The following is a 25580-nucleotide window of genomic DNA, read 5'->3' on the forward strand; positions in this document are numbered from 1 at the left end:
AGAAGTCTGAGCAGAAACTTGACAAATAATCTTTAATAGTATATATGAGTTGCACCTGATCAAAGGATTATGTTAGCAGTTACTAGCTCACCCGAAACCCTCTCCTTAGAAATTCCTAGCGCGATCGCTCTCTCTATCACCCTTGAACAGTTTGAAGCCCTTGCTGTGGTCAACCGTGACTTAAAATTAGAACGTACAGCCCAAGGAGAATTAATCGTGAATCCCCCGACAGGTGGTGAATCAGGACAGCGAAATTTTCGTATAACAGGACAATTGTTTCGCTGGTGCGAAGAAAATGAAGCTTTGGGAGTCGGGTTTGACTCTTCCACTGGATTTATGCTACCAAATGGGGCGATTCGTTCTCCCGATCTATCCTGGGTGAGTCGAGAACGCTGGGAATCTTTAACCCCTAAGCAGAAAAAGGGATTTATTCCTCTCTGTCCCGATTTTGTGGTGGAATTGCGGTCTGAATCCGATAGTCTTGACAAATTACAGAAAAAACTGCTCGAATATAAGGAAAATGGCGCAAGGTTAGGCTGGTTAATCGATCCGCAGAATCGGCAAGTTGAAATTTATCGTCAAGGAAAGGAAGTAGAGATCTTAGAAAATCCCACTGATTTATCGGGTGAAGATGTTTTACCCAATTTTAGCTTAAATTTAAAGCTCTGATGTTTTCAGGAGTAATCCTGCGATATTAGACTTCTGGCAGAAGTCAGGCAATAGGCAACAGGCAAGAGGCAACAGTGGTAAGAATCGCCGATTGCTCTATCATATTTTTAGGTCATCATCAAATGAGCATCGAAAAGTCTTTAGTCTCGTCAGGTAAAAGTCTTTATCAAGAAGATTTCTACCGATGGTTACAAGAAACCGCTAACTTGCTCAAAGAACATCGTTTTGAAAAATTAGACTTGGAAAATTTGATCGAAGAAATTGAAACGATGGGAAGGAGTGAAAAACGAGAACTAGAAAGTCGCTTAACCATCATTGCCGAACATCTGCTTAAATTGACTTACTGGCTAACTGAAAAGGAAGCAAATGCTCAAGGGTGGCGCAGCACAGTTGTTGAACAACGCCGACAAGTTCAACGCTTATTAAAAGAGAGTCCAAGTCTGAGAAGATTGATTCCTGAAATCTGGATAGATTGTTATCAAGCAGCCAGAGAAGATACTTTCAGAAAATATCAACTTGCTGCTGATTTATTCCCGATTGAATCACCCTTCACCCTTGCAGAAATCCTTGATTATGACTATCTTCCTTAAAACTGAAGTTTGGTATTTTGTCCATGAATACAATGCCTAACAAAGCAAAGCCTTAAGCGGCAATCACTACTTCTGAATCACTCCCTAAATTAAATTGGCTTACCAAATCAAAGTAAGATTTAAACTAAATTCTGGCAGAATATTCTCCCCCGATAAACTCTCTGGATTAGTTAAAATTTCTACTGCCTGTCCTTGACGATAAATTTCTACTTGTCTAGTTTTTCTATTGATTAACCAACCTAAACGAGTCCCATTATCTAAATATTCCTGCATTTTTTTCCTAGCCGTTTCTATGTTGTCCCTAGGAGACATTAATTCAATGACAAAATCGGGAGATAGAGGTAAAAATCTTTCCTTTTGTTGTGGGGTTAAAGCTTGCCATTTTTCTAAAGGTATCCAAGCAGCATCGGGAGAGCGATCGGCCCCGTTAGGTAGTTTAAATCCTGTGGAAGAATCAAAAGCGATACCCGTACCATTGTTATCTGACCAATTAAATAATTGTTGGGTGATTCTACCGTTACTATTGCCCGTTTTTCCTCCCGTCGGTGGCATAATAATTAAATCTCCTTTTGGGTTGCGTTCCAAGCGCAAATCTCGGTTATCCTGACAAAGTTGAAAGAACTGTTCATCGCTGAGTTGAAACGAGTTAAATTTAACTTCTACTACTGTCATCATGTTTAGATTCTCTTTTATAGGATTATAGAATTACCAAATACTATCAAGTTCTAAGACAAATTGAGATAAAATATTTTCCCCCGATAAACTCTCCGGATTGGTTAAAATTTCTACTGTCTGTCCTTGACGATAAATTTCCACTTCTCTAGTTTTTCTATTGATTAACCAACCTAAACGAGTCCCATTATCTAAATATTCCTGCATTTTTTTCCTAGCCGTTTCTATGTTGTCCCTAGGAGACATTAATTCAATGACAAAATCGGGAGATAGAGGTAAAAATCTTTCCTTTTGTTGCGGGGTTAAAGCTTGCCATTTATCTAAAGGTATCCAAGCAGCATCGGGAGAGCGATCGGCCCCATTCGGTAGTTTAAATCCTCCAGAAGAATCAAAAACTACACCTAATTTATTTAGGTTATTCCATAACCATAATTGGGCAGTGATTCCAGCGTTAGAATTACTGGTTTCTCCTCCAGTCGGTGGCATAATAATTAAATCTCCTTTTGGGTTGCGTTCCAAGCGCAAATCTCGGTTATCCTGACAAAGTTGAAAGAACTGTTCATCGCTGAGTTGAAACGAGTTAAATTTAACTTCTACTGTCATTATTATCCCCAACCTACTCTCGTCTAAAATTCATGGTAACGCCCTAGGGCAAGAGATGTTCTTGGATGAAATTAGTGTAAACATCTCCGGCTAAAAAGGCGGGAGTTTCCAATATTTTACGATGGAAATCAATAGTTGTCGGTACTCCCGTGATCGCACATTCCCGCAGGGCGCGTTTCATGCGTTTAATCGCAGTTTCGCGATTTTCTCCCCAGACAATTAACTTACCAATTAGGGAATCGTAATAGGGGGGGATTTCGTAATCGGTGTAAACGTGGGAATCCATGCGGACACCCGGACCACCGGGGGGCAGATAACCGCTAATTTTGCCGGGGTGAGGGCGAAAATTGTGATCGGGATCCTCGGCATTAATGCGACACTCGATCGAATGTCCTCTAAATATCACCTGATCTTGCTTAATTTGCAGTTTTTCGCCCTGTGCCACCAGAATTTGTTCTCGGATCAGGTCTATCCCCGTGATCATCTCCGTGACGGGGTGTTCCACCTGAATACGGGTGTTCATTTCCATGAAGTAAAAATTACCGTGTTTATCGACTAAAAATTCCACGGTTCCCACCCCGACGTAATTAATCGATTTAGCGGCTTTAACGGCGGCATTACCCATTTTTGAGCGTAAATGGGGCGTTAAGAAGGGACTGGGGGCCTCTTCTAGCAGTTTTTGGTGTCGTCGCTGAATCGAACAGTCTCTTTCTCCTAAATGGATTACGTTACCGTGACTATCGGCCAAAATCTGAAACTCGATATGTCGGGGACATTCGATAAATTTTTCTAGATATACTCCCGAATTGCCAAAAGCCGCTTCTGCTTCCCCTTGGGCGGCTTTTAACATATTACCTAGTTCATCTGCACTCTTGACAAGACGCATTCCACGCCCTCCACCCCCCGCAGTGGCTTTAATCAGGACAGGATAACCGATGTCATCAGCGATACGCTTTGCTTCCGCTTCCGAGGTAATTAAACCACCACTGCCGGGGATAGTGGGAACTCCCGCTTTTTGCATGGTTTTTTTAGCGGTGGATTTATCGCCCATAGCCAGAATAGCACTGGGAGACGGACCGATAAAAGTTAACTGATGATCGGCACAAATTTCGGCAAAGCGGGCGTTTTCTGCCAAAAAACCGTAACCGGGATGGATGGCCGTGGCGTTGCGTGTTAGGGCAGCCGAGATGATATTAGGGATATTTAAGTAACTTTTGCTGCTCGGAGGCGGACCAATACAAACACTCTCATCGGCCAATTGAACATGAAGGGCATGGCGATCGATGGTAGAGTGGACGGCAACGGTTCTAATGCCCAATTCTTCGCAACTATGAAGGATTCTTAAGGCGATTTCCCCGCGATTGGCGATTAATATCTTGGCAAACTGCATTGGACGACCACGAGATCAAACTGGTGTGATAGGCGACTATTTAGTAGAATATCTGGTTTTGTTACCTTGGGGAAATCGGGAAGTGGGGAAGTGGGGTGTGGGGTGTGGGGTGTGGGGTGTGGGGTGTGGGGTGTGGGGTGTGGGGTGTGGGGTGTGGGGTGTGGGGTGTGGGGTGTGGGGTGTGGGGTGTGGGGTGTGGGGTGTGGGGTGTGGGGAGAATAAATAAAACTAATCTTCTGACGACCGACGACCGACTCCTATCTCCTGACGGCTAAAATAACTGACTCGGTCTCCCTCCCCGGTCAAGATTGAAAGCGATAAGCTAGAGTGTGAGAAGTGAAAACCTTTTAATCTCGTTTCGCCCCTAGAGGATAATAGCTCGATGTTGCGAATTATCACAGAGCCATGGTCAGCCAGAACGGAACTGAGACGAATTCGGGAACGGTTCGACGATCCGGAAATTCGGGAAAAAGAATCGCTTGTCCGAGAGATTGTCGATCAGGTGCGACTTGCTGGCGATCGCTCGTTGGTGGATTACACAGAAAAATTCTATCAACAGTCCCTTAATCTACAGCAACTGAAGGTGAGTGGCTCGGAACTCGATGCTGCTTATCAACAGGTGTCGCAGGACTTATTAAATGCGATCGCTGTTGCCTGTGAAAAAATGGATGCTTTTCACCGTCAGCGTCTTCCCAAAGCTTGGGTCCAGTTTCCTGAGGATGGTACGGTTCGGGGGAAACGTTATCAACCAGTTAACAGTGTGGGAATTGTCGTTCCCGATGGTAAACGAGCCTATCTCAGTTTATTGCTCCAACAGGCGATTCCTGCCAAAATAGCGGGGGTTAAACGGATTGTCATGGTATCCCCCGCCGATGAGGATTTACGCATCCATCCGGCGATTTTAGTGGCAGCCCAATCGGTGGGTATTAGTGAGATTTATCGGGTGGCTGGACCACAGGCGATCGCCGCTTTAGCCTACGGCACAAAAACGATCGCTCCCGTGGAGATGATTGCCGGAATAGGTGATTTTTATACTAATTTGGCTAAAAAACTGGTTTCTGACCATGTAAAAATCGATTATCTCTCTATTACTTCTGATTTGGTTATTATTGCCGATAATCAAGCTAATCCCAGACAGTTGGCCCTAGATCTATTAGCGCAAGCGGAACAGTATTCTCTAGCGGCTGCGATTTTATTGACGACGGATAAGGCTTTGGCGTTAATAGTACAGGAAGAAGTACAAAAACAGTTACAGGTACATCCCCAGAGATTGTTAACGGAAAAAGCGATCGCTCATTATGGCTTAATCGTGGTGGTGGAATCATTGGAAAAAGCGATCGAATTATCGAATCTTTTTGCTCCCACCCATTTATCCTTAATGATCGATGAGCCTTGGGAAAAGCTATCTTCTGTGAGACAATCGGGAACTATTCTCCTCGGTTCCACTACTCCAAAAGCGGTGGCTGATTATTTGGGTTGTCCTGTGGGAGTGGAAACTTTTCTCGATTCCGCCACTTTGATCGAATATCCTGCCGATTCTTTCGCCTCCATAGCCCACAATCTGCAAATATTAGCGCAAGCGGAGGGATTTACGGCAACGGACGGGGCTATAGAATCCCGAGGTCGCGACGGAACCGAGAAAAACTAAGCTGTTGTAGGCTTTACCGTTGCAATGGCTGGCGGCGGTGTCTCCGTCCAGAACACCAACCGGTTCTAGTACCCGGTAGAAGGTTCCGCACTTCCCCCTCTCTAGCCACAAAAAAAAGCGTTAAGCTTAACCTTAACGCCTGTTTTCGATTTAATGGCAGTGACTAGCTCTTGCGACGAGCGAAAGCACCAGCACCAACAACGGCTAAGATACCGAGTATAGCAGAGGGTTCGGGGACATCAGCTGTGGGGGTTTGGGGGGGAGAAGCAAAGGTACTAGAGGCGTTAACTACACCACCCGGACCGCCGACTTGGTTGAGGTTAACGAGAAGGCTAGAGGGAGTGGGATCAAAACCATTTCCAGTGGTTGTACCTTGGATCAGCAGATCCAAGGTATCTACATTACCCGGAGCAGAATCGGTTGTAAAGGATGTGGCGGTGAAAGTAGCCGTGCCAGAGGCGGTAGTAAAGGTTACGGTAAAAGCACCGGCACCGGGAACACCATCCGCTTCAGAGAAGTCGAAGGTCAGGGGAGAGAGAGCTACAGACGAACCAATGGCAACCGCTAGAGGGCCAGAGAAAAAGTCGTTGGGGTTACCCAGATAAGTTGGTTGGTTGGTATTGACCAAGTTTATATTAGGAAAGGTAAGTGAGGTGGCATTGGATAGATTAGGGCCCGCATAAGAAACTGTACCCACTGGAACATAGCCAATGTTAGCATTTAATTGAGCAGCCTGAGCAGCACCGGCAAAGCCGAAAGCCGCAACGCTGCCCGCAATGGCGAGAGCGCCAGTGGTTAGTTGTCTAGAGATGTTGGTAGTCATTTTGAGTTGTTTGTTGTTTTTTGTTAGAACAAAACACATAGATGTCTGTACTCTATACCATTAGAACTTCAGATCAGGCAAAATATTCTAAAGATTTCATAAAAACCGATAAAATAGACAATTTTCCTCAACCAGTGTACATAAGTACCTAAGCAAAATTAATTACACATCCAAGCCGTCACCCGTCAGCCAAAAGCTTTTTGCTGTGACCAGTAAACAGTGAACTAAAAATTCAAATCTGATCCCTGATAGCTGTCCCGGAGTCCCCGTCTCCTGACGACCGTCTCCTGTCTCCGTTCGGACCTCGGCGTGAGCTTTTGTCGAACGCAAAAGCTCACGGCCGAAGCCTGTCTCCTGTCTCGACTAGGAAATTAATTTTGCACGACTACTTAGCTGATATGTTGACACATAAAACTCCGTAAATAGCGCAATTTATCTAGGGCTTGCTGAAAATTACTGGAAGTTTTACTAGAAAACGGTTTTGGGACTTTTTTAGCCAAAAAAGTGCAAGAAACAAAGGTTGAGAAATCGATCCGAGAGACTCAAAACCCTTGCACTTTCCGGAGGCGATTGCAAAGGGTTCTGCTTCCCAGTGCGCGAGGTCATTGTGTTATTCTGACTTCCCCGACCGACGACCGGCTACTGACGACCGACTCCTAACCCCACCAACAAACTTTTTCAGCAAGCCCTATCTAATAAGCTTTTGCCAAATACTTCTTCAATATCTATTGGCCATCTTTGTCGATAAATTTCCCCCCCCCTTGCCCCCTGCCCCCCGACATCGGGGGGGCAGGGGGGGTGGGAGAGGGGAGTATGACCTGATAGCAGCTCAAGAGCTTACTTTGGTCAGAAGTCTTATAATCTTCTCAAAGCAACGATTGGGTCTAATTTAGCGGCACGATGAGCGGGAACAACACCGAAAATCAGACCGATGGCACTAGAAACTCCTAAAGCGAGAATTATCGCAGGGATTGAGACACTGGTGGTTAAAGCGGCAAAAATTCCCGCTAGATACATTCCTTGAATGCCGACAAAAATCCCGATAATTCCGCCAGTGGTGGCTAAAATCACCGATTCAATGAGAAATTGACCTTTTATATCCCCTTCTTTGGCTCCTAAAGCCTTTCTTAACCCGATTTCTTGGGTTCTTTCCGTGACTGACACGAGCATAATATTCATTACGCCGATTCCCCCAACAAAAAGGGAAATACTGGCGATCGAGGCTAACATTCTAGTTAAACTATCGTTAGTCTCTTTGGCCATTTCTAAGACTGTGGTTTGGAGGAAAACCTGCACATAATTCTCGTCGCTGACCTGATGACGCATTTGCAGCAGGTTGCTAATCTGAAACTGGGCGGCTTTAATTTGGGCAGAGTTTTTCGCCAAGACAGAAATATGAGTCAGGGGAATGCCAAAGATAGAATTGCGCCCTAAAACCTGATTAGACATGGTAGTTAGGGGAATTAAAGCTCGATCGTCCTGATTAGCCTCAAATAAGGAGCCTTTCGCCTGTAAAATTCCAATCACTTGAAAACCAAGATTGCCGATGCGAAGATTTTCGCCGACGGGATTGCGATTACCAAAGAGATTTTTGGCTAATTCCGATCCCAAGACAATCACGCGATTATCCCGTTTCAGGTCAGATTCCATAATAAATCTACCTTTAGATAGTTGACGGTTACGCACGTTTAGGTACTCGGCTCCCACCCCAATCAGGGGGCTATTACTGGTTCTATTACCGAAGGATAAGATTCTTTTACCGCTCAATTCGGGAGAAATGGCGGCAATGGCGGGAACTTGAGATGCGATCGCTTGAGCATCTTCGTAGGTGAGGGGCCGGGGATTAGGAATTGTCCGCCGGACATTGCGCGAGGAGGTGGAAACAAATAAAACATTCGGACCGAGGGCTTCAAACTGCTCGAGGGCGACTTTTTGCGCTCCTTCACCCACTCCCACTAGGGCAATGACGGAGGCGTTACCGATAGCAATTCCCAGCATAGTCAGACCACTACGCAGTTTATTGCCCATCAAAGCGGAAAAAGCCATTTTCAGGTTTTCGAGCATTTCCATGGTTAGTTACATTCAGTGATCAGTGATCAGTAAACAGTAATCAGTGAAAAGTAAACAGTAATCAGTGAAAAGTAAACAGTAAACAGTGAAAAGTAAACAGTAATCAGTTATCAGGGATAAAGATGAAGATAAATAAATAACTAATTAACTAATTAACTTACATCTGATAACTGATAACTGATAACTGATAACTGATAACTGATAACTGATAACTGATAACTGATAACTGATAACTGATTAGCGGGTAGAGATTTGGATCGTTTCCGGTTTGCTTAAATCGCCGGTAATAGTTAAACTGCGCTGATTAGCGTGGAGATGACGGACGATTTTATAGATAGCCTCAACTTGGTCACTAGAGCCGATTTTGGCCGCTAGTGTGGTTAGGTCGAGAGCAGTTCCCGTTTCCCGAACAACTTGCACGATTTTTCTTTGTAAATCCAGAATAGAAGCGGCGGCTTTTTTCCCTGCTTCTACCCCGGGTTGATGGTAGGCGTTAATGTTAACTAAACTAGCATAGAAACTAACGGCCCGTTCGTAGAGGGCGATCAAGGCCCCCACCTGACGGGGAGTAACCTCTGGGATAGTGATAGTGATAGAGTGACGACTATTTTCGTATAAAGCTTGTCGAGTACCTTGCAGTAATCCTGAGAGGAAATCGCCAGCAGTGGAGCCAGTTTCCACTTCCATGGAATCTCCTTGTCGGTCTTTTAACACTTCAATAAAAGTGGCGAAGAAATTGGGAATACCTTCGCGTAATTGTTGGACGTAGGCGTGTTGGTCCGTGGAACCTTTGTTACCATAGACGGCGATCCCTTGGTACACCTTATTACCATCGAGGTCTTTTTCTTTACCGAGGGACTCCATGACCAATTGTTGCAGATAGCGGCTAAAGAGATAGAGACTGTCTTTGTAGGGCAGAATCACCATATCTTTCTCTCCCTTGCCATTGCCCTCATGATACCAAGCTAGAGCAAGTAGGGCGCTAGGATTTTTTTTCAGGTTATGGACGCGGGTGGCGATGTCCATTTCTTTGGCCCCGGCTAACATTTCATCGATGTCGATACCCTGCAAAGCGGCCGGGAGAAGACCGACGGCGGATAGTTCTGATGTACGACCACCGACCCAATCCTGCATGGGGAAACGAGTTAGCCAATCTTGGGCGTATTTGTCCAGTTGGCTACCCGGCATAGTGACGGCGACCGCGTGTGGCGGAAAGTCTAAATCTTGTTTTTCGTAAGCGTTGCGGACTTCTAACATTCCGTTTCTCGCTTCGGGAGTGCCGCCGGATTTACTGGTGACGATAACCAGGGTGGTAGCTAGGGGTAAATGGGCTAGGGTGCGATCGATGCCTTTAGGGTCGGTATTATCAATAAAAGCAATCTCTAAGGGGGGATTAAGGGGGGATAGAGCCGAACCGACGAATTGGGGACCCAAAGCAGACCCCCCGATGCCGACACAGAGGATATGGCTAAATTTTGCCCGATTGGGCGGCTTAATCGCTCCGGAGTGAATTTTTTTGACAAATTCTTTGATCTGTGCTATTGGTTCGGTGATTTCGTCCCGCAATTCCTGGTTAGGAGCGAGTTCAGGAGCGCGCAGCCAGTAGTGGCCGACCATACGCTGTTCGTCGGGATTGGCGATCGCACCCTGTTCTAAAGCTGCCATATCTTGGAAAGCACGCTCAAATTTTGCTTCTAGACCTTTGAGAAAAGCCTCATCGAAGGGAATCCGACTGACATCGAGATAAAGTTCTAGGTTAGGGTGATAGTATAACCAATCTTGGTAACGTTGCCAGAGTTGCAGATTATCCATAAAAAAAAGCGAAATTTTTGTTTAATTACTCGTTTAGGGGAGATAGGATTCTATCCTCTCCAATCATCATACAGGTAGTTTTAGACTAGAAGATGACGGTTAACCATATATTAGGGGTTGGCAAAATGCTAACAGTGACGGAACTATCCCCTAATTGTTCGGTTTGCTGGTGTTGGCTGTTGATTTTTTAACCTTTCCTATGGCTATCTACTCATCCCCCCTCAAAATCGGTAACTTAGAAGTGCATAGCCGCGTCTTGCAATCACCTTTATCCGGTGTCACCGATTTAGTGTTTCGGCGCTTGGTGAGACGCTTTGCTCCTGATTCCATGCTCTATACCGAGATGGTTAATGCGACAGAAATCTCCCAGCTGCAAGAGTTACCGCAATTAATGGTTATCGGGGACAAAGAACAACCCATTAGTATGCAATTATTTGATTGCCGTCCCGATTTTATGGCTGTGGCGGCGGAAAAAGCGGTTAAAGAAGGAGCGATGACCATCGATATTAATATGGGTTGTCCAGTTAATAAAATTACTAAAAAAGGCGGCGGTTCTTCGCTTTTACGACAGCCAGAAATTGCCGAGCAAATTGTTAGGGAAGTGGTGGGAGCGGTATCGGTGCCAGTAACGGTGAAAACTCGCTTGGGATGGAACGCTCAGGAGATTAATATTATCGATTTTGCCCGTCGTTTGCAAGATGCGGGAGCGCAAATGTTGACCCTGCACGCACGCACTAGGGAACAGGGTTATCACGGGCCGGCCGATTGGCAATGGATTAAACGGGTGAAGGAGGTTTTATCAATTCCTGTCATTGCTAATGGTGATATCGTTTCTGTGGAAGCGGCGATTAATTGTTTGGAATTTACCCGGGCCGATGGGGTGATGTGTTCGCGGGGAACCCTCGGTTATCCCTATTTGGTGGGGGAAATCGATTATTACCTCAAAACAGGCAAAAAGTTGCCGAAACCCACCTCTATTGACCTGTTAAGCCTAGCTAAAGAGCATTTACAGGGGCTATGGCTATACAAGGGACAACGCGGTATTTGGCAAGCCCGGAAACATTTGGCTTGGTATTGTCAGAATTTTACCGGTGCGGCGGTTTGGCGCGATCGGTTTTCGCGGATTGAATCCCTGGCGGAGGGCTGTGATTTAATTGATAGAGCTATTGCCCAATTAAACCTTGAAAACGAGAATATTTACAGATAACGGTTGAACTGACCCGCTATCATCAACCTTGAATGATATTATTAGTCTAAGTAGGGTTTGCTGAAAAAGTAGAGGCGAAGCATTCGGATAGGAAATCTACGGTTTCAGCGATAGGTTATGCCCGAATGCTTCGCCCCTACAGGACTCTCAAAATCTTGCACCTGTTTCGCGAAACAGTCCCCTAAAACCTTACCTCGTCTATATTTCACATTTATTCAGCAAACCCTACCTAAGCCCGCTCACGGGTTTCAGCCTTATGGCGCAATTTGCTTGCCTGCTCCTGACTATTCCGATATATTCAGTTAAACGAAGGGGTTGGGTTTCCTTGCGTCAAACCAGCCTAGGGCTGTGATTTAATTGATAGAGCTATTGCCCAATTAAACCTTGAAAACGAGAATATTTACAGATAACGATCGCACTGACCCGCTATCATCAACCTTGAATGATATTATTAGTCTAACTCTCGGTCGGGTGCAGTGATTGGTTAGATCGCTCCTAATTCTTACCTAGAATCTTGTCATACTCGGAGTGTGAACCAACCCAGAACCAAACTATCTTTTCTTCGTCTGACTTCTTAATCCCTAATGCTCGCCATCCAATGCCGACTCTGACTGACCAGATTTTTTCTCTTGGTTTCACCTCTTTGAACTCTAGGCTGGGGTGAAATGGATTTTCTTGCCAAATCTCGTAATTTTTCTTGGCTGTTTCTTGTACCCTTTGCGGCAAACTGAGAAAAAGTTGACGAAACCTCTTGGTTCTGGCTGACTTCATTCTTCCCCAAAGCCTTTATCTTCTGTTCTCCCCTCTTGTTCTTCTATCAGGGCTTCCTGTGCCATTGTTATTAAAGCTCCCAATTCCAGATCTTCGTTAGAAAGGCTTTGCTGCCACTTTAATTCACTTTCAATATCTTCCAGCAATTGTTGAGCAAGTTCATCCTGAAGAGACTCTGGCAGTTTCTGGATTTCTGTGAATGCTTTTTGCAACAGAGTAGTCATGTTTTGTTAATGTTTTACAGGCATGGGAATATTTTACCACCTCCTGAGTCGAGTCATCGGACCATAACCTCACGGATTACTGCTCCGGGTGGAAGGTCGATAGCATCAGGTTGTAAATAAAGCTCGATCGCTTCCCGTATATTAGACTTGTTGCGGAATAGTGGGATAATGGGGAAGAAACAATGATTGGCTATCCCCTTGAATGCTGAACATTGGCAGAATCTTGGGCGTTGCTGATTTGAGAGCTGAATCTTCGGTAAATAATGATAGCTGGACACCTTTTAAGGACAATTTTTGCTACTCTCCCATCCTAAGTTGTTAGGAAACAACAACATTTACCTATTAATTAACCCCACTCTGTTGCGTATCTTGACCTTGTACGGCATCGGCAGCGGAAACACCATCACCTTGAAAACCAAAATACCATAAAGTAGCGGCAGCTTCAGCGCGAGTTACTGGTCTTTTTGGCTGAAATAGGGTAGTAAAACCAAAAACTCGCCGAATATTGGCTTGTTCGGCATTTTGAAAATCGGCATAAAGAGCGCGCACCAGCTGCGGGTTAATTTTATTAGTATCCTGAAAACCCCAAGTATTTTTAATCGTATCAAGATTGGCACTCGGTAAAGCTTTTCTGATATCTAATGGCACTTTCCACGCGATTAAATCTTCCCGGGTTAAAGGGGCATTGGGACGGAATAAAAGGGCGCTACTATCTCCCGTTAAAGGAGAGGGAATTAACCCCGCTTCCGCTAATCCTTGAATATAAATATAATCAGGATCGTTATTTTTAACATCACTAAAAGCTGGGGAACTATTGGGAGTAGCTAAACGGATTTGTTTACCCGCCACATTAGCATAAATCGCATTATTAGCCCGTAACAACCAGCGCGCAAATTCTCGGCGCGTTATTGTATCATTAGGGTTAAACTGATTGTTATTACCTGTTAATACTCCCAATCTAGCTAAGTCTTGAATGTGGCTCTTTAAGGGATTAGGTAAGGATTCGAGATCGTTAAAACTGGTGGGATTGAGATTGGGTAACGGGGAGGGACTAGGGGAGGGACTAGGGGAAGCAATCGGCGTTCCTGTTGGACGATAATCGAGGCTATATTCGGTATTGGGAGAAGTGGCAGTTATGGTGATAGTTAATTCTAAATTATCTCGACGGGCCGTCAGGGTACTATTGACTCCTTCCCCAGAAAAGGGAGTGATAATTTCCCAATTATTATTAACTAATTCCTGTTGATAAAAAGCCTCGATCGCATTGCTGGGATCGTTGGATTGCCAACGGGTTTGTCCACCGGTATTATCGGGATTTGTCTGCACGGATAATAATTCTGATTGACTATATCGAGGAATTTCTGCGGGAAAATTTGCGGGTAATTGCTTGTTATTAGGAGAGTTTTCTGGTATGGGATTTGTTTGTAGATTAGGATCGGCAGCCAGACGATTTTCTAGGACAGGATTGCCACTACAGGCTGCTAAAATGCCCAGCAGGGTGATCATTGTACTGTAGCGAATAAACTTACTCACGGTCTTTACTAATATTGTTTCCTTAGCTTTATCCTAGCTTATTTACCCAGGTTTTTGACTAGGGAAAATTTTGCGCCACCATTGACGTAATTTCCCCAGCAGAAATCCGCCTAACCCTTTTGTGTATTTTTCAAATTTGTAGTAAAATAAAATGTCGATTATATCCTGTGTGGAAAGATACTTGAGATAGGATACTCCTTGATCGATACGCGCATCACTATATTCTAAATAAACTTGGCGACTGAGGCGATCGGATAAATTCCATTTTGGTTGAAAATATTCTTGCATCCTCTGTTGATAAGCGGCAAAACTCCTCAATTTTCCCTGTAAATATTCTTCCATGTATTCACCAGCAATTTCGGCTCCTTTCATGCCATGGCGAATACCTTCCCCTCCTAAAAAGTTAACCGTAGAAACCGCGTCACCAATCGCTATAATATTCGGTTCTTGATAATAAATATCTTGCAGATTGAGCGAATATTCTAAAATAGAACCATGACTGTCAATTATATCATATTTAGAGAGATTCATGTAGGTTTGCATAATTTGTGTAATATAACTTTTTAAAGGCTTAACTTCAGAAATATAAGGATGTTCTCCCTCTAACCAAGCGGCTCCTATTTTTAATTGCTGATTATCCATAGGAAAAATCCAGCCATAACCTTTAGGACTCCATTTATGACCGAGAAAAAATACTAAATTATCTTGATACTTTTGATAATCTAATTCTGGCACAGCAATTAAATATTCAATACCCACTGCTTTTAAAAAATCAGGTTTTTCTCGTCTATGTTTATACATAACTGCTCTAGCGTATCCCGTGGCATCAACCAATAAACGAGTAGTAACTGTCTCGATTTTTTCTCCTTTTGATTTCAAGAAAACAGTTAGCTTATTCTCCATCTGTTGATATTTCAGATAACGACAACCTAAACGAACTTCTCCCCCCCAACGCAGCACTTCTGCGGCTAAAAACTCTCGCAATTTGGCAAAATCAAAAACTACCCCTAAAGGTTGCGGTGATGACCAAGAACGATGTATGCTAGTGGAGACAATTTCGATATTTTTCCAAAACCTAGCCACTACGGTTTCGGGGAGATTGAATTGTTCTAAAATTTCTAGGGGAGAAGCGGCACTAGAAAAGTTATTATCTTGCCAACTAGAATGTTGTTCCACTAAAAGCACACGATAACCTTTTTCACTTAATAATCTCCCACAGTGACCTCCCGCCGGTCCCCCCCCAATAATTACGACATCATAATCCATGATTTACTCCCTCGCCTAATCTTGCTAACTTGCCTCTATTTTACCCTAAATTGCCTTTTGTTAAACCCCAAACTTATGAAGCTGTTGTCCATATAAATTTGATACTCTTTTTGACCTGTTCCCTATTCCCTCATCGAAATCCGACTAGCTTATGACATTTTTCTTATTATTAGTTACTTCCCTATCGCTGATAATTTGGTTATATTTAATCTTAGCTAGGGGACAATTTTGGCTATCTAACCAAACAATTAATCCCGTTACTTCTCCCTTAACAAATTATCCAAAAGTCTCGGCAATTATCCCAGCGAGAAACGAAGCCGACGTTTTACCTATCAGTTTAACCTCCCTCTTTAACCAAGATTATCAAGGAGAATTTTCGATTATTTTAATTGACGATCAAAGCAGTGATGGTACGGGAAAAGTTGCTCAAGAAATTGCCGATAAATACCATAAATCTGGCCAGATAACTATTATTTATGGACAAGCTTTAGAGATAGGATGGACGGGTAAATTATGGGCAATGAAACAGGGAATAACAGAGGCTACCGAGAAATTCGCTCCCGATTATTTTCTCTTCACCGATGCCGATATTGCCCACGCGCCGGATAATTTAACCCAATTAGTCACTAAAGCAGTACAAGAAAAACAAGCTTTAGTTTCCCTGATGGTGTGGCTACGCTGTGAAAATTTTTGGGAAAAATTACTCATTCCTGCCTTTGTTTTTTTCTTCGAGAAACTCTATCCTTTTCCCCTAGTTAATAACCCTAATTCCCCGATAGCTGCCGCCGCTGGGGGTTGCATTTTAATTCGCCGAGATATTCTGGAAAAAATTGGCGGTATTGAGATTCTTAAACAAGCTTTAATTGATGATTGTTCCTTGGCGATTGCGGTTAAAAAATATCTGCAAAATCACCCCAAAAATACCGAGAGATCTATCTGGTTAGGATTAACAGAAACCAGCTATAGTCTCCGTCCCTATCCCGATTTAGCCAGCATTTGGAATATGGTAGCCCGCACCGCCTTTACACAACTAAATTACTCAATACTTTGGTTAATCGGGACAATTTTCGGGATGTTTTTAACCTATTTAGCCGCCCCCTTGGGCTTAATCGGGGGATTGATATTAAAAGAAAGATTAATTATTATAATTAGCACCGTCACCTTACTACTAATGGCCCTCTCCTATAGCCCGACTTTAAGACTATATAAATTATCCCCCCTGCGGGCTTTAACTTTACCCCTAATTGCCCTCTTTTATAGTTTAATGACTGTCGATTCTGCCCTGCGTTATTGGCGCGGCCAAGGGGGAAGTTGGAAAGGGCGAGTTTATCCTAATTAGCTAGAGCAAGCCTTAAGAATTTCTAGCAAATTGACTAAGGGGTTATCTTATACTAAATCCAGTTATTAAAGACTGATTATCTATTCCTCCTTTTGCCTCTTGCCTCTTGCCTCTTGCCTATCCTGATATGTAGCCTATACTCAACGGATTTAGTATTAATGCTTGCTGCTATCAGATTAATTTTCTTCCTCTGGTTCTGGGGTTGGTTTTGGTAAACGAGCGATAAAATCTTTCATTTTAGGATGATTAAACATTTTCTCCGTGTCTTGCAGAAGACGTTGACCCCAGAGATTTTCCCCTAAAAATTCTAGACTGACATAACGACTATCGCTAGTGAGAGCGGCCTGAGCTAATTTGATGCCCTCCTCAGTTTTCCCTTGACTATAAATAGCCACCGCAATAGCTAACTGAGGTTCCGCCTGTTTAGGATCGATTTTCAAAGCGGCGCGCCAATCTTTAAGGGCTGCTTCCTTATCGCCCTGTTCGTATTTAACTAAACCAATATTATTAATAGCGGGCCAAAAGTTTTTATCTTGACTAACAGCTTTTTCGTAAGCTGCTATCGCCGCAGGATATTGTGCTAACTTGAGATAGGAATTACCGAGATCAAAAAGAGCGGGGGAGATATCGGGTTTCATTTGCAAACCCGCTTCAATCTGGGCAATAGCAGACTTGTAATCCTGATTCTGAAAATAGGCACTACCGAGGGAAAATTTAATATTAGCTTGGGCATCGGCGGGAGCAAGGGACAAAGATTGATTTAATGCCTGGATACCGGGTTGCACCTGGTCGTCTTGCAGATATAAACTACCGAGAATAAACCAAGTTTGATAGAGATGGGGGGCTAACTGCACCGCTAACTTAGCCCGTCCGAGGGCTGCATCGGTACGGCGAAAACGAGCTAATTGGATGGCATCTTCGGCCATTTCAATTCCCGCTTGTTCCATCTGTTCTAACTCCGGTTCGATGGCGTAGGGGAGTAGTGCCTGGGAAAAAGCCGGCGGGCTGCCAGCGACGAAAAAAATGAGCAAAGAAACGATTAATTGAAGTTTTGGCACAGTTTACCCCCGCGATAGGCCTTTTTTAATCAGTCTATCTCGCTTGGGAGTTGTTGGCTAAAGAAACAACAAAGGCAGCTCTAGAGACGTTAGTATATAACCAATTAACTTTTGGCTGATCGATGGCAATAACCGTGTTGGGAAAATCAAATCGCCCCCTATTTTGGATATTCGGACTCATGGCTAGTGGTTTTTTGGCGGTGGGAGTGGTTTCTTATCGCTTACTGCAAACACCTCCTCCTGCCCTAGAATTGGCGAAAATGACCGTTCCTGCTCAACGAGAAACCCTCGCTGTGGAAATTAAAGCTAGTGGTAGGGTGGAACCAATCCAAAGTGTCAACATTAGCCCGAAAAACCCCGGCCGATTAGTGCGATTATTGGTGGATCAGGGCATGATCGTTAAAAGGGGACAAACCCTCGCGGTCATGGATAATTTAGAGGTGTATGCCCAGGGGATGCAGTCAGAAGCGCATCTGCGGGAAGCTCTAGCCAGTCTGGAACAGGCTAAACGCAGTATTCCCGAAGATATCCGGCAATTACAAGCCCGATTTTATCAAGCACAGGCCAGTTATAAGCAATTAGAAGCCCGTTTAGCTCAGGCCAAAGAAAGAATTCCGAAAGATTTAGACCAGCTGCAAGCTCAGGTACAAGCAGCCCAATCCCGTTTTCGACTAGCAGAAAATCGGGTTAAACGCAATGAAAATTTAGTCCGGGAAGGGGCGATCGCTCAAGACCAATTTGATGCCGTCCTCAATGAATATCTCAACGCTAAAGCCAATTTAGACGAATCGATCCGCCGTTTGGAACAAGCAGATAAAACCGCTTCCCCAGAAGTGGCGGGAATTGAGCAGGAAATGATAGGAGCGGCAGCAGCGATCGCAGAAGCGAAATTTGCCCTCGAACAACGCCAAAAAACCCAAGAAACCGAGCTGGCTCGACTAGAATCATCTGTAGCGGCCGCCAGGGCCGATTTAGAGCAAATCAAGATTCAATACCGCGATACAGTCATTACTGCTCCCTTTGATGGCATCGTCACCCAAAAATACGCCACCGAGGGTTCTTTTGTCACTCCCACCACTTCGGCCTCTAGCACCGCTTCCGCCACTTCCACCTCGATTATCGCCCTGGCATCGGGATTGGAAGTGATTGCTAAAGTGCCGGAAGTAGATGTGGGTTTATTGCAGCGCGGCCAACCCGTGCGAATTGTCGCCGATGCTTTTCCTGAAGAAGTCTTTGAAGGTCGAGTTATTCTCGTGGCTCCTGAAGCAATTATCGAGGATAATGTTACTTCTTTTGAGGTCAGAATCGGTTTGGTGACGGGACGGGACAAACTCAAATCGAAAATGAATGTGGATGTAACTTTTGTCGGCCAGCAGTTAGATAATGCTCTCGTCGTGCCGACTGTTGCCATTGTCACCCGGGAAGGCAAGTCAGGGGTTTTAGTTGCCGATGCCGAAAATAAACCCAGTTTTAAACCCGTTTCAATCGGCCTAGTCTTGGACGATAAAACCCAAATTTTATCAGGTTTGGAAGCTGGAGAAAAGGTCTTTATCGATCTCCCCGAAGGGGCCGAAGATACCTCGAAAACTAATAAAAAATCTCAATAATTTTTCTTAACAAATATATCCAAATTGTCTTTTTTATGCTCTGGCAGGAGTCAGGATTCAGGAGACAGGATTCAGGGACAGGAGATTATTTTATTTATTCTCCCCACACCCCACACCCCACACCCCACACCCCACTGATAACTGATATGTTTATCATCGAAAGTTTAAAAATGGCCGTCTCCACCCTAGGGGCCAATAAAGTGCGTAGCGGCCTGACTATGTTAGGAATTATCATCGGTAACGCTTCGGTGGTGGCCATGATCGGTATTGGCCAAGGGGCGCAAACCTTAGCCAATGACCAGTTTGCTAACTTGGGACCCAATACCATTTTTGTGGTGCCGGGGTCGCGACAAGCACGCAATACCACTGTTAATTTACCGAAAACCTTGGTTTTAGCCGATGCTCAGGCGATCGCCGAACAGGTTCCCACCGTCGCTGAAGTCGCCCCGGAAATAAACGCTCGTTTCCTGATTTCCTATCGTAATCGCAACATGACGGCTCTAGTCACGGGAAGCACCCCAGAATACGCTTCTGTCCGCAATTTTACCCTGGAAAAAGGTCGTTTTATCAATAATATCGATCTAGCCCGCAACAAACGGGTAACGGTGATCGGCACTGAAGTGGCGGCGCAACTTTTCCCCACCCAAAATCCCCTCGGTCAACAGCTGCGGATCAAAAATCTCAGTTTTGAGGTGATCGGGATTTTAGAGGCGAAAGGCTCCTTTTTTGGCAATAATCAGGATGAAATGCTGATTATTCCCCTTAGTACCATGAACTCGCAACTGGTGGGCAAAACCGGACCCTACGGTGTCGAGTTGAGTTGGATTAGTCTCACCGCGCGATCGGGGGAGGAAATCCGCGCCGCTAAGTTCCAAATCCAGAATCTCCTGCGTTTACGCCATAAAATCGTCGCTGAGGATGATTTTCGCGTCGAAACTGCTAAACAGATGATCGAAATCTTCGGCACGATTACCCAGGGACTAACCCTACTTTTGGCTCTAATCGCCGGTATTTCCCTGATTGTCGGTGGTATCGGGGTGATGAATATTATGCTGGTTTCGGTTTCGGAAAGAACCGGGGAAATCGGACTAAGAAAAGCGATCGGAGCCAGAGAACAGGATATTCTCTTACAATTCCTGATTGAATCAACTCTCGTTTCCATCGCCGGCGGTGCGTTTGGTATTCTCTTCGGTGCAGGAGCGATCGTTCTCGTCTCCAGTTTCTCTCCCCTGGCTGCCACTGTTTCCACCAGCGCCGTCGCCCTGTCTTTGAGCGTTTCCACGGGTATCGGTCTCTTTTTCGGCGTTTTTCCCGCCTATCGTGCCTCTAAATTGGAACCGATTGTCGCCCTCAGAAGTGTATAATTTTTTAAGTTTTTTCGGGGACTTTTTTGGCAAGGATTGCTTTTATAGCTAAGTTGGGGTTTAATGTGTGGGACGGATTTTATAGTCCCGATAACGACGATAATCATTGAGAATGCGATCGTGATCAAAGCATAAAGGTTGGGGGAATTCCCAGAGATGAAAAACCCCGACTTTTTTGGCATCATCGGCAGCGATCGGTTTGCCTTTTGCCGTGGCGATAAAAACAATACTAATGGTGTGTTGACGCGGATCGCGGTTAGGATCGGAATAGACGTGAAATTGCTCGATTAACTGCACCTGTAAACTGATTTCCTCGTAAGCTTCCCGAATGGCCGCCGTTTCCACCGATTCACCGTAGTCCACGAATCCCCCCGGAATTGCCCAACCAAAGGGCGGATTTTTTCTCTCAATTAGTACGATCGGACGGTGGGGCGAGTCGATCAGTTCGATGATAATATCAACAGTGGGAGCAGGATTGCGATAGGTTGTCATCTTTGGCGTTGCTGATTTGATCTCTGAATCTTCTTTTGTGGGATTTTTAAACCCTAAACCCAAACTGACTTTTGGATACGATGTACAGTTGGCATTCATACCTTCTATTTAAACTTAAGTATTTATACTCAGGAAGAAAGTGGGGGCATCCCACTTTCTTTTATCTGTTTTAGGGGTTTCTAGAAGTTGATTAGTCATACCCTTATTCAACTCAGTTAGTCGCTCAAATTCTTGTGCTTGGCACTGGTTTAACCGATAAAAAGGAAGTTTAAGTGTGAGAGTTAAAGTTGCCACGCCGTTTATCTTAACAGACATCTTGCCCGGTTGTGTAAAATTAGGATACGCTTGCTTACAACCAATCGAGTAATTTTGCCCGTAAAGTCTTTTTGCCGAATTTAGTTACAGTTTGTTGACGCAACCATTGCGGGTGACAACGTTGATCCTGACCGGGCAAAATTTCTAGACAAGCTTTAGCCACCTTTTCGGCATCTCGATAGGGAACACGCCACCCCACTAAACCATCCTGCAGCGGCTCTGCTGAACCGTCCTCATCTCCAGAAATCACGGGAATACCACAGGCCATCGCTTCTAGGTAAACAATCCCGAATCCTTCCCGGGAGGGCATAACGTAAGCATTGGCTAAACGATAATGGTCGGCTAATTCCTCCGTGGGGACAAAACCGGCGAAAATTACCTGTTTATCCACTCCTAACTGCTTGGTTAAAGCTTCTAATCTCGGGCGATCGTCCCCCCGTCCAATGACTAGATATTTTACTTCGGGATAAGTCTCTAGAATTGTCGGCAGGGCCCGAATGGTCACATCTACCCCTTTATAGATATCCCCCGACCACAACCGGGCCACTGTTAATAAAACTTTGGCATTTTCTATATCATATTTCTTGATTAATGTCAAGGACTTTTCACCTAAATTAAACTTTTCCTCATCCACCACACAGGGGAGAATTGCTACTTTTTTGGGATCAATAGCGTTAGCCTCACACATAAGATCGCGACTGTAACGGCTAATTGTCCAGATCGATTCGGCCGCTTGCAGGGCCTGTTTTTGGGAATTTGCTAAAGGTTCCCAGACTTCTTTGCCGTAGGTGAGGACGGTGTAGGGTATGCCTAAAGCTTGACAGTAAAGACGGGTGAGGGGGGCTAAATTTATATGACCACAAAAAACCCGTTGGGGACGTTTCCGGAGGAGAGAAACTAAAAACTTAAGGGCTAATTGGATGCGTCCGAGAGTTGCTGATTTATTTTTCAGGTAATAAAAGGTAATACCTTGATTTTTGAAAGGATTAGGACAATCAGTGGCATCCCGCAGCAAAAAAACCTCGGCCGCCTCGGAACCGGGCAAAGTGAGATAAGCTTGCAGAACATCCTTGATATACGATTGAATACCGCCTTCTTGGGCAAAAATCTCTAAAAATAGGAAGATATGAGACATGATAGAACGTCAGCGTCAAAAAGGTTTAGGTTGGGCGAAAAAATTTTCCCTGATCTCTTATCTGTACTATTGCACTTTCTTGATCTATCTCGATCGTCCCCCAAGTAATACATCCTAACCGCTAACAGTCCGAAAAAGAACAATCTGGTCGCTGTTCTTGAGTATAACTGCCAGAATCAGGATAATTCCGATGCTGATACCTAAAATAACTGATATTACTCAGTTTAGCTGATAATGCTGGCCAAGGAGATAGATAAAAAGTGAAGGACGGGGAAATAGTCAGAATTTTCCCAGATGCCACAGATAAAGCCATTTCTTTGTCCCCAGTGTGATCGAGGAATCTTCCCCTTTTAACGCTAGATATTTTCAGGAATTACTGGAGACAAAAAAAATTAAACTTCCTCAACTGCTCTGGCAAAGGTTACAAATGCCCCGAGAACGGTTAAGCTTATTTTAATCTCTGTAATTGCTTTTATGGCTCATTTAACTTCTGAAAGACTGAATTTAACCACAAAAATCGCCTATGGTGCTGGCGATTTAGGACCGGCTATAACTGCTAATATCTCTGTATTTTACCTGCTATTTTTCCTCACTGATGTGGCAGGATTATCGGCAGGATTAGCTGGTAGTGTGCTGATGGTGGTGAGAATTTTCGACGCTATTAACGATCCGATTATTGGCATGTGGAGCGATCGAACTCGTACTATTTGGGGTCGTCGCTTACCATGGATGTTATTGGGGTCAATTCCCTTCGGAATTAGCTATTTTTTACTGTGGTTAATCCCGACTAATAACCAATTATGGTTATTTTTATATTATATTTTGATCGGCATTATCTTTAATTTAACCTATACAGTAGTCAATCTTCCCTACCAGGCACTCACCCCTGAATTAACCCATGATTATAATGAGAGAACCCGCTTAAATAGTTTTCGTTTTGCCTTTTCTATCGGGGGCAGCATTCTCTCATTAATTCTCTATATTCTCGTCTCATCGTCCTATGCCAACGATCTCCATCAAGCTTTTTTATTGTTAGGTGTAGTTTGTGCTTTAATGTCGATTATAGCAGTTATTTGGTGCGCTTTGGTTTTGCAAGAACGAGGAGCAAAAGCGATTCTCAATCCCCCTCAGAAAAAAGTTTTGGCAATTGCTTGTATAGTTATCGGTGCGCTTGCCTTGGTCTATGGACTGGGAAAAATTGGGGTAAATCCCTGGGACTTTATCGCTATTTCCACAATTTTATTAGGAATAGAAGGGATAGTTTCGGGGTTAACCCTTTACTATGGCAAAACTGAAAATCATCTCAAGGATAGCGCAGCAATTAAACAGAGAGAAGCGGATAATAATACCGAAACTATTCCCCTGAAAGAACAATTAAAAATAGTTTTTGGTAATCGTCCCTTTTTATACGTTATTGGCATCTATCTTTGTGCCTGGTTAGGAGTACAATTAACCGCCTCGATTTTGGTTTACTACGTCGTCAGCTACATGAGACTATCGGAAGCAGCATCGGGTTTAGTCGCTTTAGCAGTGCAGGGAACAGCTTTAGTGATGTTATTTTTCTGGCAAGCAGTTAGTCAGAAATTAGACAAAAAGATAGTCTATTTTTTAGGGATGACAGTCTGGATTATTGCCCAAATCGGTTTATTTTTGCTCCAACCAGGAGAAATAACTTTGATGTATGCTTTGGCAGTTTTGGCGGGATTTGGCGTATCTGTGGCCTATTTAATTCCTTGGTCAATGGTTCCTGATGTGATTGAATTAGACGAATTAGAAACAGGAAAACGTCGAGAAGGGATTTTTTATGCTTTCATGGTACTTCTGCAAAAAATTGGTTTAGCTTTGGGGTTATTTCTTGTCGGTATTGCCCTAGAAACATCGGGTTTTAAACCGAGAATCCCAGGAGAAGCAATTCCCGTGCAGCCAGATAGTGCTTTAATAGCAATTCGCCTAGCAATTGCCCCTTTACCAGCATTTTTCCTGATCATTAGCTTAATTCTTGCCTATTTTTATCCAATTACTCGCCAAGTTCACGCCGAAATTTTAGACCAATTAGCAGCAAGAAGACAAGAAGAAAAGTAGGCCTTGCTGAATCAAGCTAAGTAGTCGTGCAAAATTAATTTCCTAGTCGAGACAGGAGACAGGCTTCGGCCGTGAGCTTTTGCGTTCGACAAAAGCTCACGCCGAGGTCCGAACGGAGACGGTCGTCAGGAGACGGTCGTCAGGAGACGGGAGACGGGATACAGCTATTAGGGATCGGATTTGAGTTTTCAGTTCACTGTTTCCTCACATCAGAAGTCTGACGGAGTAGTGGCTTAGATGTGTAATTAATTGTGCTTAGATACTTATGAATGCCAACTGTGCATCTTATCCAAAAGTTAGTTTGGGTCTAGGTTTTAAAAATCCCCACACCCATGGCCTGATTACAGTTCTAAAGCTTCGTAGATGTATAATTTATTCAAAAAACCGACGCTGCTGAAGTGGTAACTAGGTAAAGGGGGAGGGAACCATAATTCCGTTTGATAAACACTGAAAATGAGAAAATTCTTTCTAGTAGTCTTACTGGCGATCGCTTCTTGTAAAAAAGGTTGACCCGTATCCACCAACATTTTACAGTAACCCCGCAAGAGAGGTTGCACATCGAGGGAAGCTTGCGCCCGAGCGCAGACATTATCCCTAAGATAGCTAGTTAACCTCTGGGAAGCGTATTGTTCGTAATCTTGACGATTGGGGTTAGTTGTCAGCAATATCCCCGCAATTCCCCCTAAAACCACTCCTACCACCACTCCCCCTAACCGTGCCAATTTCATAAGCTCTCAAATCATCACTCACTTACCCTAACCATAGCCCGAATTGAGGATAAAAAACCTGTTGCCAACCATTCGTTTTGTGCTATACTAGGGAAGGTGTGCGGCGAGCGTAGCCAAGTGGTTAAGGCAGTGGATTGTGGTTCCACCACTCGGGGGTTCGAGTCCCCTCGTTCGCCCTCTTA

General features: G+C 44.3%; 23 protein-coding genes, 1 tRNA gene and 1 pseudogene. 9 read left to right on the plus strand and 16 right to left on the minus strand.

Features of this window, described 5'->3' with window-relative positions; translation table 11 throughout:
* Positions 1-69: 69 nt before the first annotated feature.
* Positions 70-669, plus strand: a complete 600-nt coding sequence (locus RAM70_RS07690; RefSeq protein WP_045362702.1) for a Uma2 family endonuclease — start codon at positions 70-72, stop codon at positions 667-669.
* Between the two features lie 122 nt (positions 670-791).
* On the plus strand, positions 792-1259 hold the full coding sequence (locus tag RAM70_RS07695; protein WP_045362699.1) for a DUF29 domain-containing protein: 468 nt from the start codon (positions 792-794) through the stop codon (positions 1257-1259).
* Positions 1260-1358: 99 nt separating this feature from the next.
* Here RAM70_RS07695 and RAM70_RS07700 read toward each other — a convergent pair whose 3' ends face one another.
* The 3 genes from RAM70_RS07700 to accC are packed head-to-tail and all read right to left on the minus strand — an operon-like array spanning position 1359 to position 3924.
* Entirely contained in the window at positions 1359-1934 is a 576-nt protein-coding gene (locus RAM70_RS07700) for a Uma2 family endonuclease (RefSeq protein WP_045362696.1), read from the minus strand.
* Positions 1935-1964: 30 nt separating this feature from the next.
* Positions 1965-2534, minus strand: a complete 570-nt coding sequence (locus RAM70_RS07705) for a Uma2 family endonuclease (RefSeq protein ID WP_045362694.1) — start codon at positions 2532-2534, stop codon at positions 1965-1967.
* 43 nt (positions 2535-2577) lie between these two features.
* Entirely contained in the window at positions 2578-3924 is a 1347-nt protein-coding gene (gene accC, locus RAM70_RS07710) for an acetyl-CoA carboxylase biotin carboxylase subunit (RefSeq protein ID WP_002734953.1), read from the minus strand.
* A 382-nt stretch (positions 3925-4306) separates the two neighbouring features.
* On the opposite strand from accC, the gene hisD reads away from it, so the two are divergent.
* On the plus strand, positions 4307-5572 hold the full coding sequence (gene hisD, locus RAM70_RS07715) for a histidinol dehydrogenase (protein WP_312673126.1): 1266 nt from the start codon (positions 4307-4309) through the stop codon (positions 5570-5572).
* Positions 5573-5735: 163 nt separating this feature from the next.
* Here the strand turns inward: hisD and RAM70_RS07720 are convergent, their stop codons facing one another.
* From RAM70_RS07720 to RAM70_RS07730, 3 genes are all read right to left on the minus strand, one after another.
* The gene (locus tag RAM70_RS07720; protein WP_312673128.1) at positions 5736-6395 is read right to left on the minus strand and encodes a PEP-CTERM sorting domain-containing protein; all 660 of its coding nucleotides are present in this window, start codon (positions 6393-6395) and stop codon (positions 5736-5738) included.
* An 855-nt stretch (positions 6396-7250) separates the two neighbouring features.
* A complete protein-coding gene (locus RAM70_RS07725; protein WP_045362686.1) occupies positions 7251-8465 on the minus strand; it encodes an ABC transporter permease in 1215 nt (404 codons plus the stop codon).
* Positions 8466-8702: 237 nt separating this feature from the next.
* Entirely contained in the window at positions 8703-10277 is a 1575-nt protein-coding gene (locus RAM70_RS07730) for a glucose-6-phosphate isomerase (RefSeq protein WP_312673130.1), read from the minus strand.
* A 199-nt stretch (positions 10278-10476) separates the two neighbouring features.
* Here RAM70_RS07730 and dusB point away from each other — a divergent pair, with 199 nt between their 5' ends.
* Positions 10477-11484 (plus strand): tRNA dihydrouridine synthase DusB, encoded by a 1008-nt coding sequence (gene dusB, locus RAM70_RS07735; protein ID WP_045362757.1) that lies wholly within the window; start codon positions 10477-10479, stop codon positions 11482-11484.
* A 495-nt stretch (positions 11485-11979) separates the two neighbouring features.
* On the opposite strand, the gene RAM70_RS07740 is transcribed toward dusB, so the two are convergent.
* The 4 genes from RAM70_RS07740 to RAM70_RS07755 form a co-directional block, all read right to left on the minus strand.
* The gene (locus RAM70_RS07740) at positions 11980-12255 is read right to left on the minus strand and encodes a ParE family toxin-like protein (protein WP_004161552.1); all 276 of its coding nucleotides are present in this window, start codon (positions 12253-12255) and stop codon (positions 11980-11982) included.
* A complete protein-coding gene (locus RAM70_RS07745; protein ID WP_002735837.1) occupies positions 12252-12479 on the minus strand; it encodes a hypothetical protein in 228 nt (75 codons plus the stop codon). Before RAM70_RS07745 ends, RAM70_RS07740 begins: the two co-directional genes overlap by 4 nt.
* Before the next feature lie 342 nt (positions 12480-12821).
* Positions 12822-13985: an S-layer homology domain-containing protein gene (locus RAM70_RS07750; RefSeq protein ID WP_190380501.1), complete on the minus strand. Its 1164-nt coding sequence runs from the start codon at positions 13983-13985 to the stop codon at positions 12822-12824.
* Positions 13986-14054: 69 nt separating this feature from the next.
* The gene (locus RAM70_RS07755; RefSeq protein WP_045362677.1) at positions 14055-15278 is read right to left on the minus strand and encodes an NAD(P)/FAD-dependent oxidoreductase; all 1224 of its coding nucleotides are present in this window, start codon (positions 15276-15278) and stop codon (positions 14055-14057) included.
* A gap of 151 nt (positions 15279-15429) precedes the next feature.
* On the opposite strand from RAM70_RS07755, the gene RAM70_RS07760 reads away from it, so the two are divergent.
* Complete coding sequence (locus RAM70_RS07760; protein WP_312673136.1) at positions 15430-16617, plus strand: glycosyltransferase; 1188 nt, start codon at positions 15430-15432, stop codon at positions 16615-16617.
* Positions 16618-16793: 176 nt separating this feature from the next.
* Here the strand turns inward: RAM70_RS07760 and RAM70_RS07765 are convergent, their stop codons facing one another.
* Together RAM70_RS07765 and RAM70_RS07770 are read right to left on the minus strand one after the other, a co-directional pair.
* Entirely contained in the window at positions 16794-17675 is an 882-nt protein-coding gene (locus tag RAM70_RS07765; RefSeq protein WP_045362672.1) for a tetratricopeptide repeat protein, read from the minus strand.
* A 34-nt stretch (positions 17676-17709) separates the two neighbouring features.
* Positions 17710-17856 (minus strand): hypothetical protein, encoded by a 147-nt coding sequence (locus RAM70_RS07770; RefSeq protein ID WP_172456657.1) that lies wholly within the window; start codon positions 17854-17856, stop codon positions 17710-17712.
* On the opposite strand from RAM70_RS07770, the gene RAM70_RS07775 reads away from it, so the two are divergent.
* Together RAM70_RS07775 and RAM70_RS07780 are read left to right on the plus strand one after the other, a co-directional pair.
* Positions 17798-19282, plus strand: coding sequence for an efflux RND transporter periplasmic adaptor subunit (locus RAM70_RS07775; RefSeq protein ID WP_045362669.1), 1485 nt, complete (start codon positions 17798-17800; stop codon positions 19280-19282). The two genes, RAM70_RS07770 and RAM70_RS07775, sit on opposite strands and share 59 nt — an antisense overlap.
* 146 nt (positions 19283-19428) lie before the next feature.
* The gene (locus RAM70_RS07780) at positions 19429-20646 is read left to right on the plus strand and encodes an ABC transporter permease (protein ID WP_312673141.1); all 1218 of its coding nucleotides are present in this window, start codon (positions 19429-19431) and stop codon (positions 20644-20646) included.
* Between the two features lie 60 nt (positions 20647-20706).
* Here the strand turns inward: RAM70_RS07780 and RAM70_RS07785 are convergent, their stop codons facing one another.
* From RAM70_RS07785 to RAM70_RS07795, 3 genes and pseudogenes are all read right to left on the minus strand, one after another.
* Positions 20707-21138, minus strand: a complete 432-nt coding sequence (locus RAM70_RS07785; protein WP_287999927.1) for an NUDIX domain-containing protein — start codon at positions 21136-21138, stop codon at positions 20707-20709.
* Positions 21139-21273: 135 nt separating this feature from the next.
* Positions 21274-21432 (minus strand): annotated as a pseudogene (locus tag RAM70_RS07790) (RNA-guided endonuclease TnpB family protein); the annotation flags it as partial.
* A gap of 55 nt (positions 21433-21487) precedes the next feature.
* Complete coding sequence (locus RAM70_RS07795) at positions 21488-22591, minus strand: glycosyltransferase family 4 protein (protein ID WP_080754364.1); 1104 nt, start codon at positions 22589-22591, stop codon at positions 21488-21490.
* A gap of 471 nt (positions 22592-23062) precedes the next feature.
* Between RAM70_RS07795 and RAM70_RS07800 the strand changes: the two genes are divergently transcribed.
* Complete coding sequence (locus RAM70_RS07800) at positions 23063-24670, plus strand: MFS transporter (RefSeq protein ID WP_045362659.1); 1608 nt, start codon at positions 23063-23065, stop codon at positions 24668-24670.
* 341 nt (positions 24671-25011) lie between these two features.
* Here the strand turns inward: RAM70_RS07800 and RAM70_RS07805 are convergent, their stop codons facing one another.
* Entirely contained in the window at positions 25012-25398 is a 387-nt protein-coding gene (locus tag RAM70_RS07805) for a DUF4359 domain-containing protein (protein ID WP_045362657.1), read from the minus strand.
* Positions 25399-25501: 103 nt separating this feature from the next.
* Here RAM70_RS07805 and RAM70_RS07810 point away from each other — a divergent pair.
* Positions 25502-25574 (plus strand) — tRNA-His (locus RAM70_RS07810).
* Positions 25575-25580: the final 6 nt, after the last annotated feature.

The sequence above is a fragment of the Microcystis wesenbergii NRERC-220 genome, assembly GCF_032027425.1.
GTDB lineage: Bacteria > Cyanobacteriota > Cyanobacteriia > Cyanobacteriales > Microcystaceae > Microcystis > Microcystis wesenbergii_A.

What these genes read in the sequence shown, in the direction of transcription:
- RAM70_RS07690 (WP_045362702.1), top strand. Translation starts at nt 70, where the DNA reads ATGTTAGCAGTTACTAGCTCACCCGAAACCCTCTCCTTAGAAATTCCT.
- RAM70_RS07695 (WP_045362699.1), top strand. Translation starts at nt 792, where the DNA reads ATGAGCATCGAAAAGTCTTTAGTCTCGTCAGGTAAAAGTCTTTATCAA.
- RAM70_RS07700 (WP_045362696.1), bottom strand. Translation starts at nt 1,934, where the DNA reads ATGATGACAGTAGTAGAAGTTAAATTTAACTCGTTTCAACTCAGCGAT.
- RAM70_RS07705 (WP_045362694.1), bottom strand. Translation starts at nt 2,534, where the DNA reads ATGACAGTAGAAGTTAAATTTAACTCGTTTCAACTCAGCGATGAACAG.
- accC (WP_002734953.1), bottom strand. Translation starts at nt 3,924, where the DNA reads ATGCAGTTTGCCAAGATATTAATCGCCAATCGCGGGGAAATCGCCTTA.
- hisD (WP_312673126.1), top strand. Translation starts at nt 4,307, where the DNA reads ATGTTGCGAATTATCACAGAGCCATGGTCAGCCAGAACGGAACTGAGA.
- RAM70_RS07720 (WP_312673128.1), bottom strand. Translation starts at nt 6,395, where the DNA reads ATGACTACCAACATCTCTAGACAACTAACCACTGGCGCTCTCGCCATT.
- RAM70_RS07725 (WP_045362686.1), bottom strand. Translation starts at nt 8,465, where the DNA reads ATGGAAATGCTCGAAAACCTGAAAATGGCTTTTTCCGCTTTGATGGGC.
- RAM70_RS07730 (WP_312673130.1), bottom strand. Translation starts at nt 10,277, where the DNA reads ATGGATAATCTGCAACTCTGGCAACGTTACCAAGATTGGTTATACTAT.
- dusB (WP_045362757.1), top strand. Translation starts at nt 10,477, where the DNA reads ATGGCTATCTACTCATCCCCCCTCAAAATCGGTAACTTAGAAGTGCAT.
- RAM70_RS07740 (WP_004161552.1), bottom strand. Translation starts at nt 12,255, where the DNA reads ATGAAGTCAGCCAGAACCAAGAGGTTTCGTCAACTTTTTCTCAGTTTG.
- RAM70_RS07745 (WP_002735837.1), bottom strand. Translation starts at nt 12,479, where the DNA reads ATGACTACTCTGTTGCAAAAAGCATTCACAGAAATCCAGAAACTGCCA.
- RAM70_RS07750 (WP_190380501.1), bottom strand. Translation starts at nt 13,985, where the DNA reads ATGATCACCCTGCTGGGCATTTTAGCAGCCTGTAGTGGCAATCCTGTC.
- RAM70_RS07755 (WP_045362677.1), bottom strand. Translation starts at nt 15,278, where the DNA reads ATGGATTATGATGTCGTAATTATTGGGGGGGGACCGGCGGGAGGTCAC.
- RAM70_RS07760 (WP_312673136.1), top strand. Translation starts at nt 15,430, where the DNA reads ATGACATTTTTCTTATTATTAGTTACTTCCCTATCGCTGATAATTTGG.
- RAM70_RS07775 (WP_045362669.1), top strand. Translation starts at nt 17,798, where the DNA reads ATGGCAATAACCGTGTTGGGAAAATCAAATCGCCCCCTATTTTGGATA.
- RAM70_RS07770 (WP_172456657.1), bottom strand. Translation starts at nt 17,856, where the DNA reads ATGAGTCCGAATATCCAAAATAGGGGGCGATTTGATTTTCCCAACACG.
- RAM70_RS07780 (WP_312673141.1), top strand. Translation starts at nt 19,429, where the DNA reads ATGTTTATCATCGAAAGTTTAAAAATGGCCGTCTCCACCCTAGGGGCC.
- RAM70_RS07785 (WP_287999927.1), bottom strand. Translation starts at nt 21,138, where the DNA reads ATGACAACCTATCGCAATCCTGCTCCCACTGTTGATATTATCATCGAA.
- RAM70_RS07800 (WP_045362659.1), top strand. Translation starts at nt 23,063, where the DNA reads ATGGCTCATTTAACTTCTGAAAGACTGAATTTAACCACAAAAATCGCC.
- RAM70_RS07805 (WP_045362657.1), bottom strand. Translation starts at nt 25,398, where the DNA reads ATGAAATTGGCACGGTTAGGGGGAGTGGTGGTAGGAGTGGTTTTAGGG.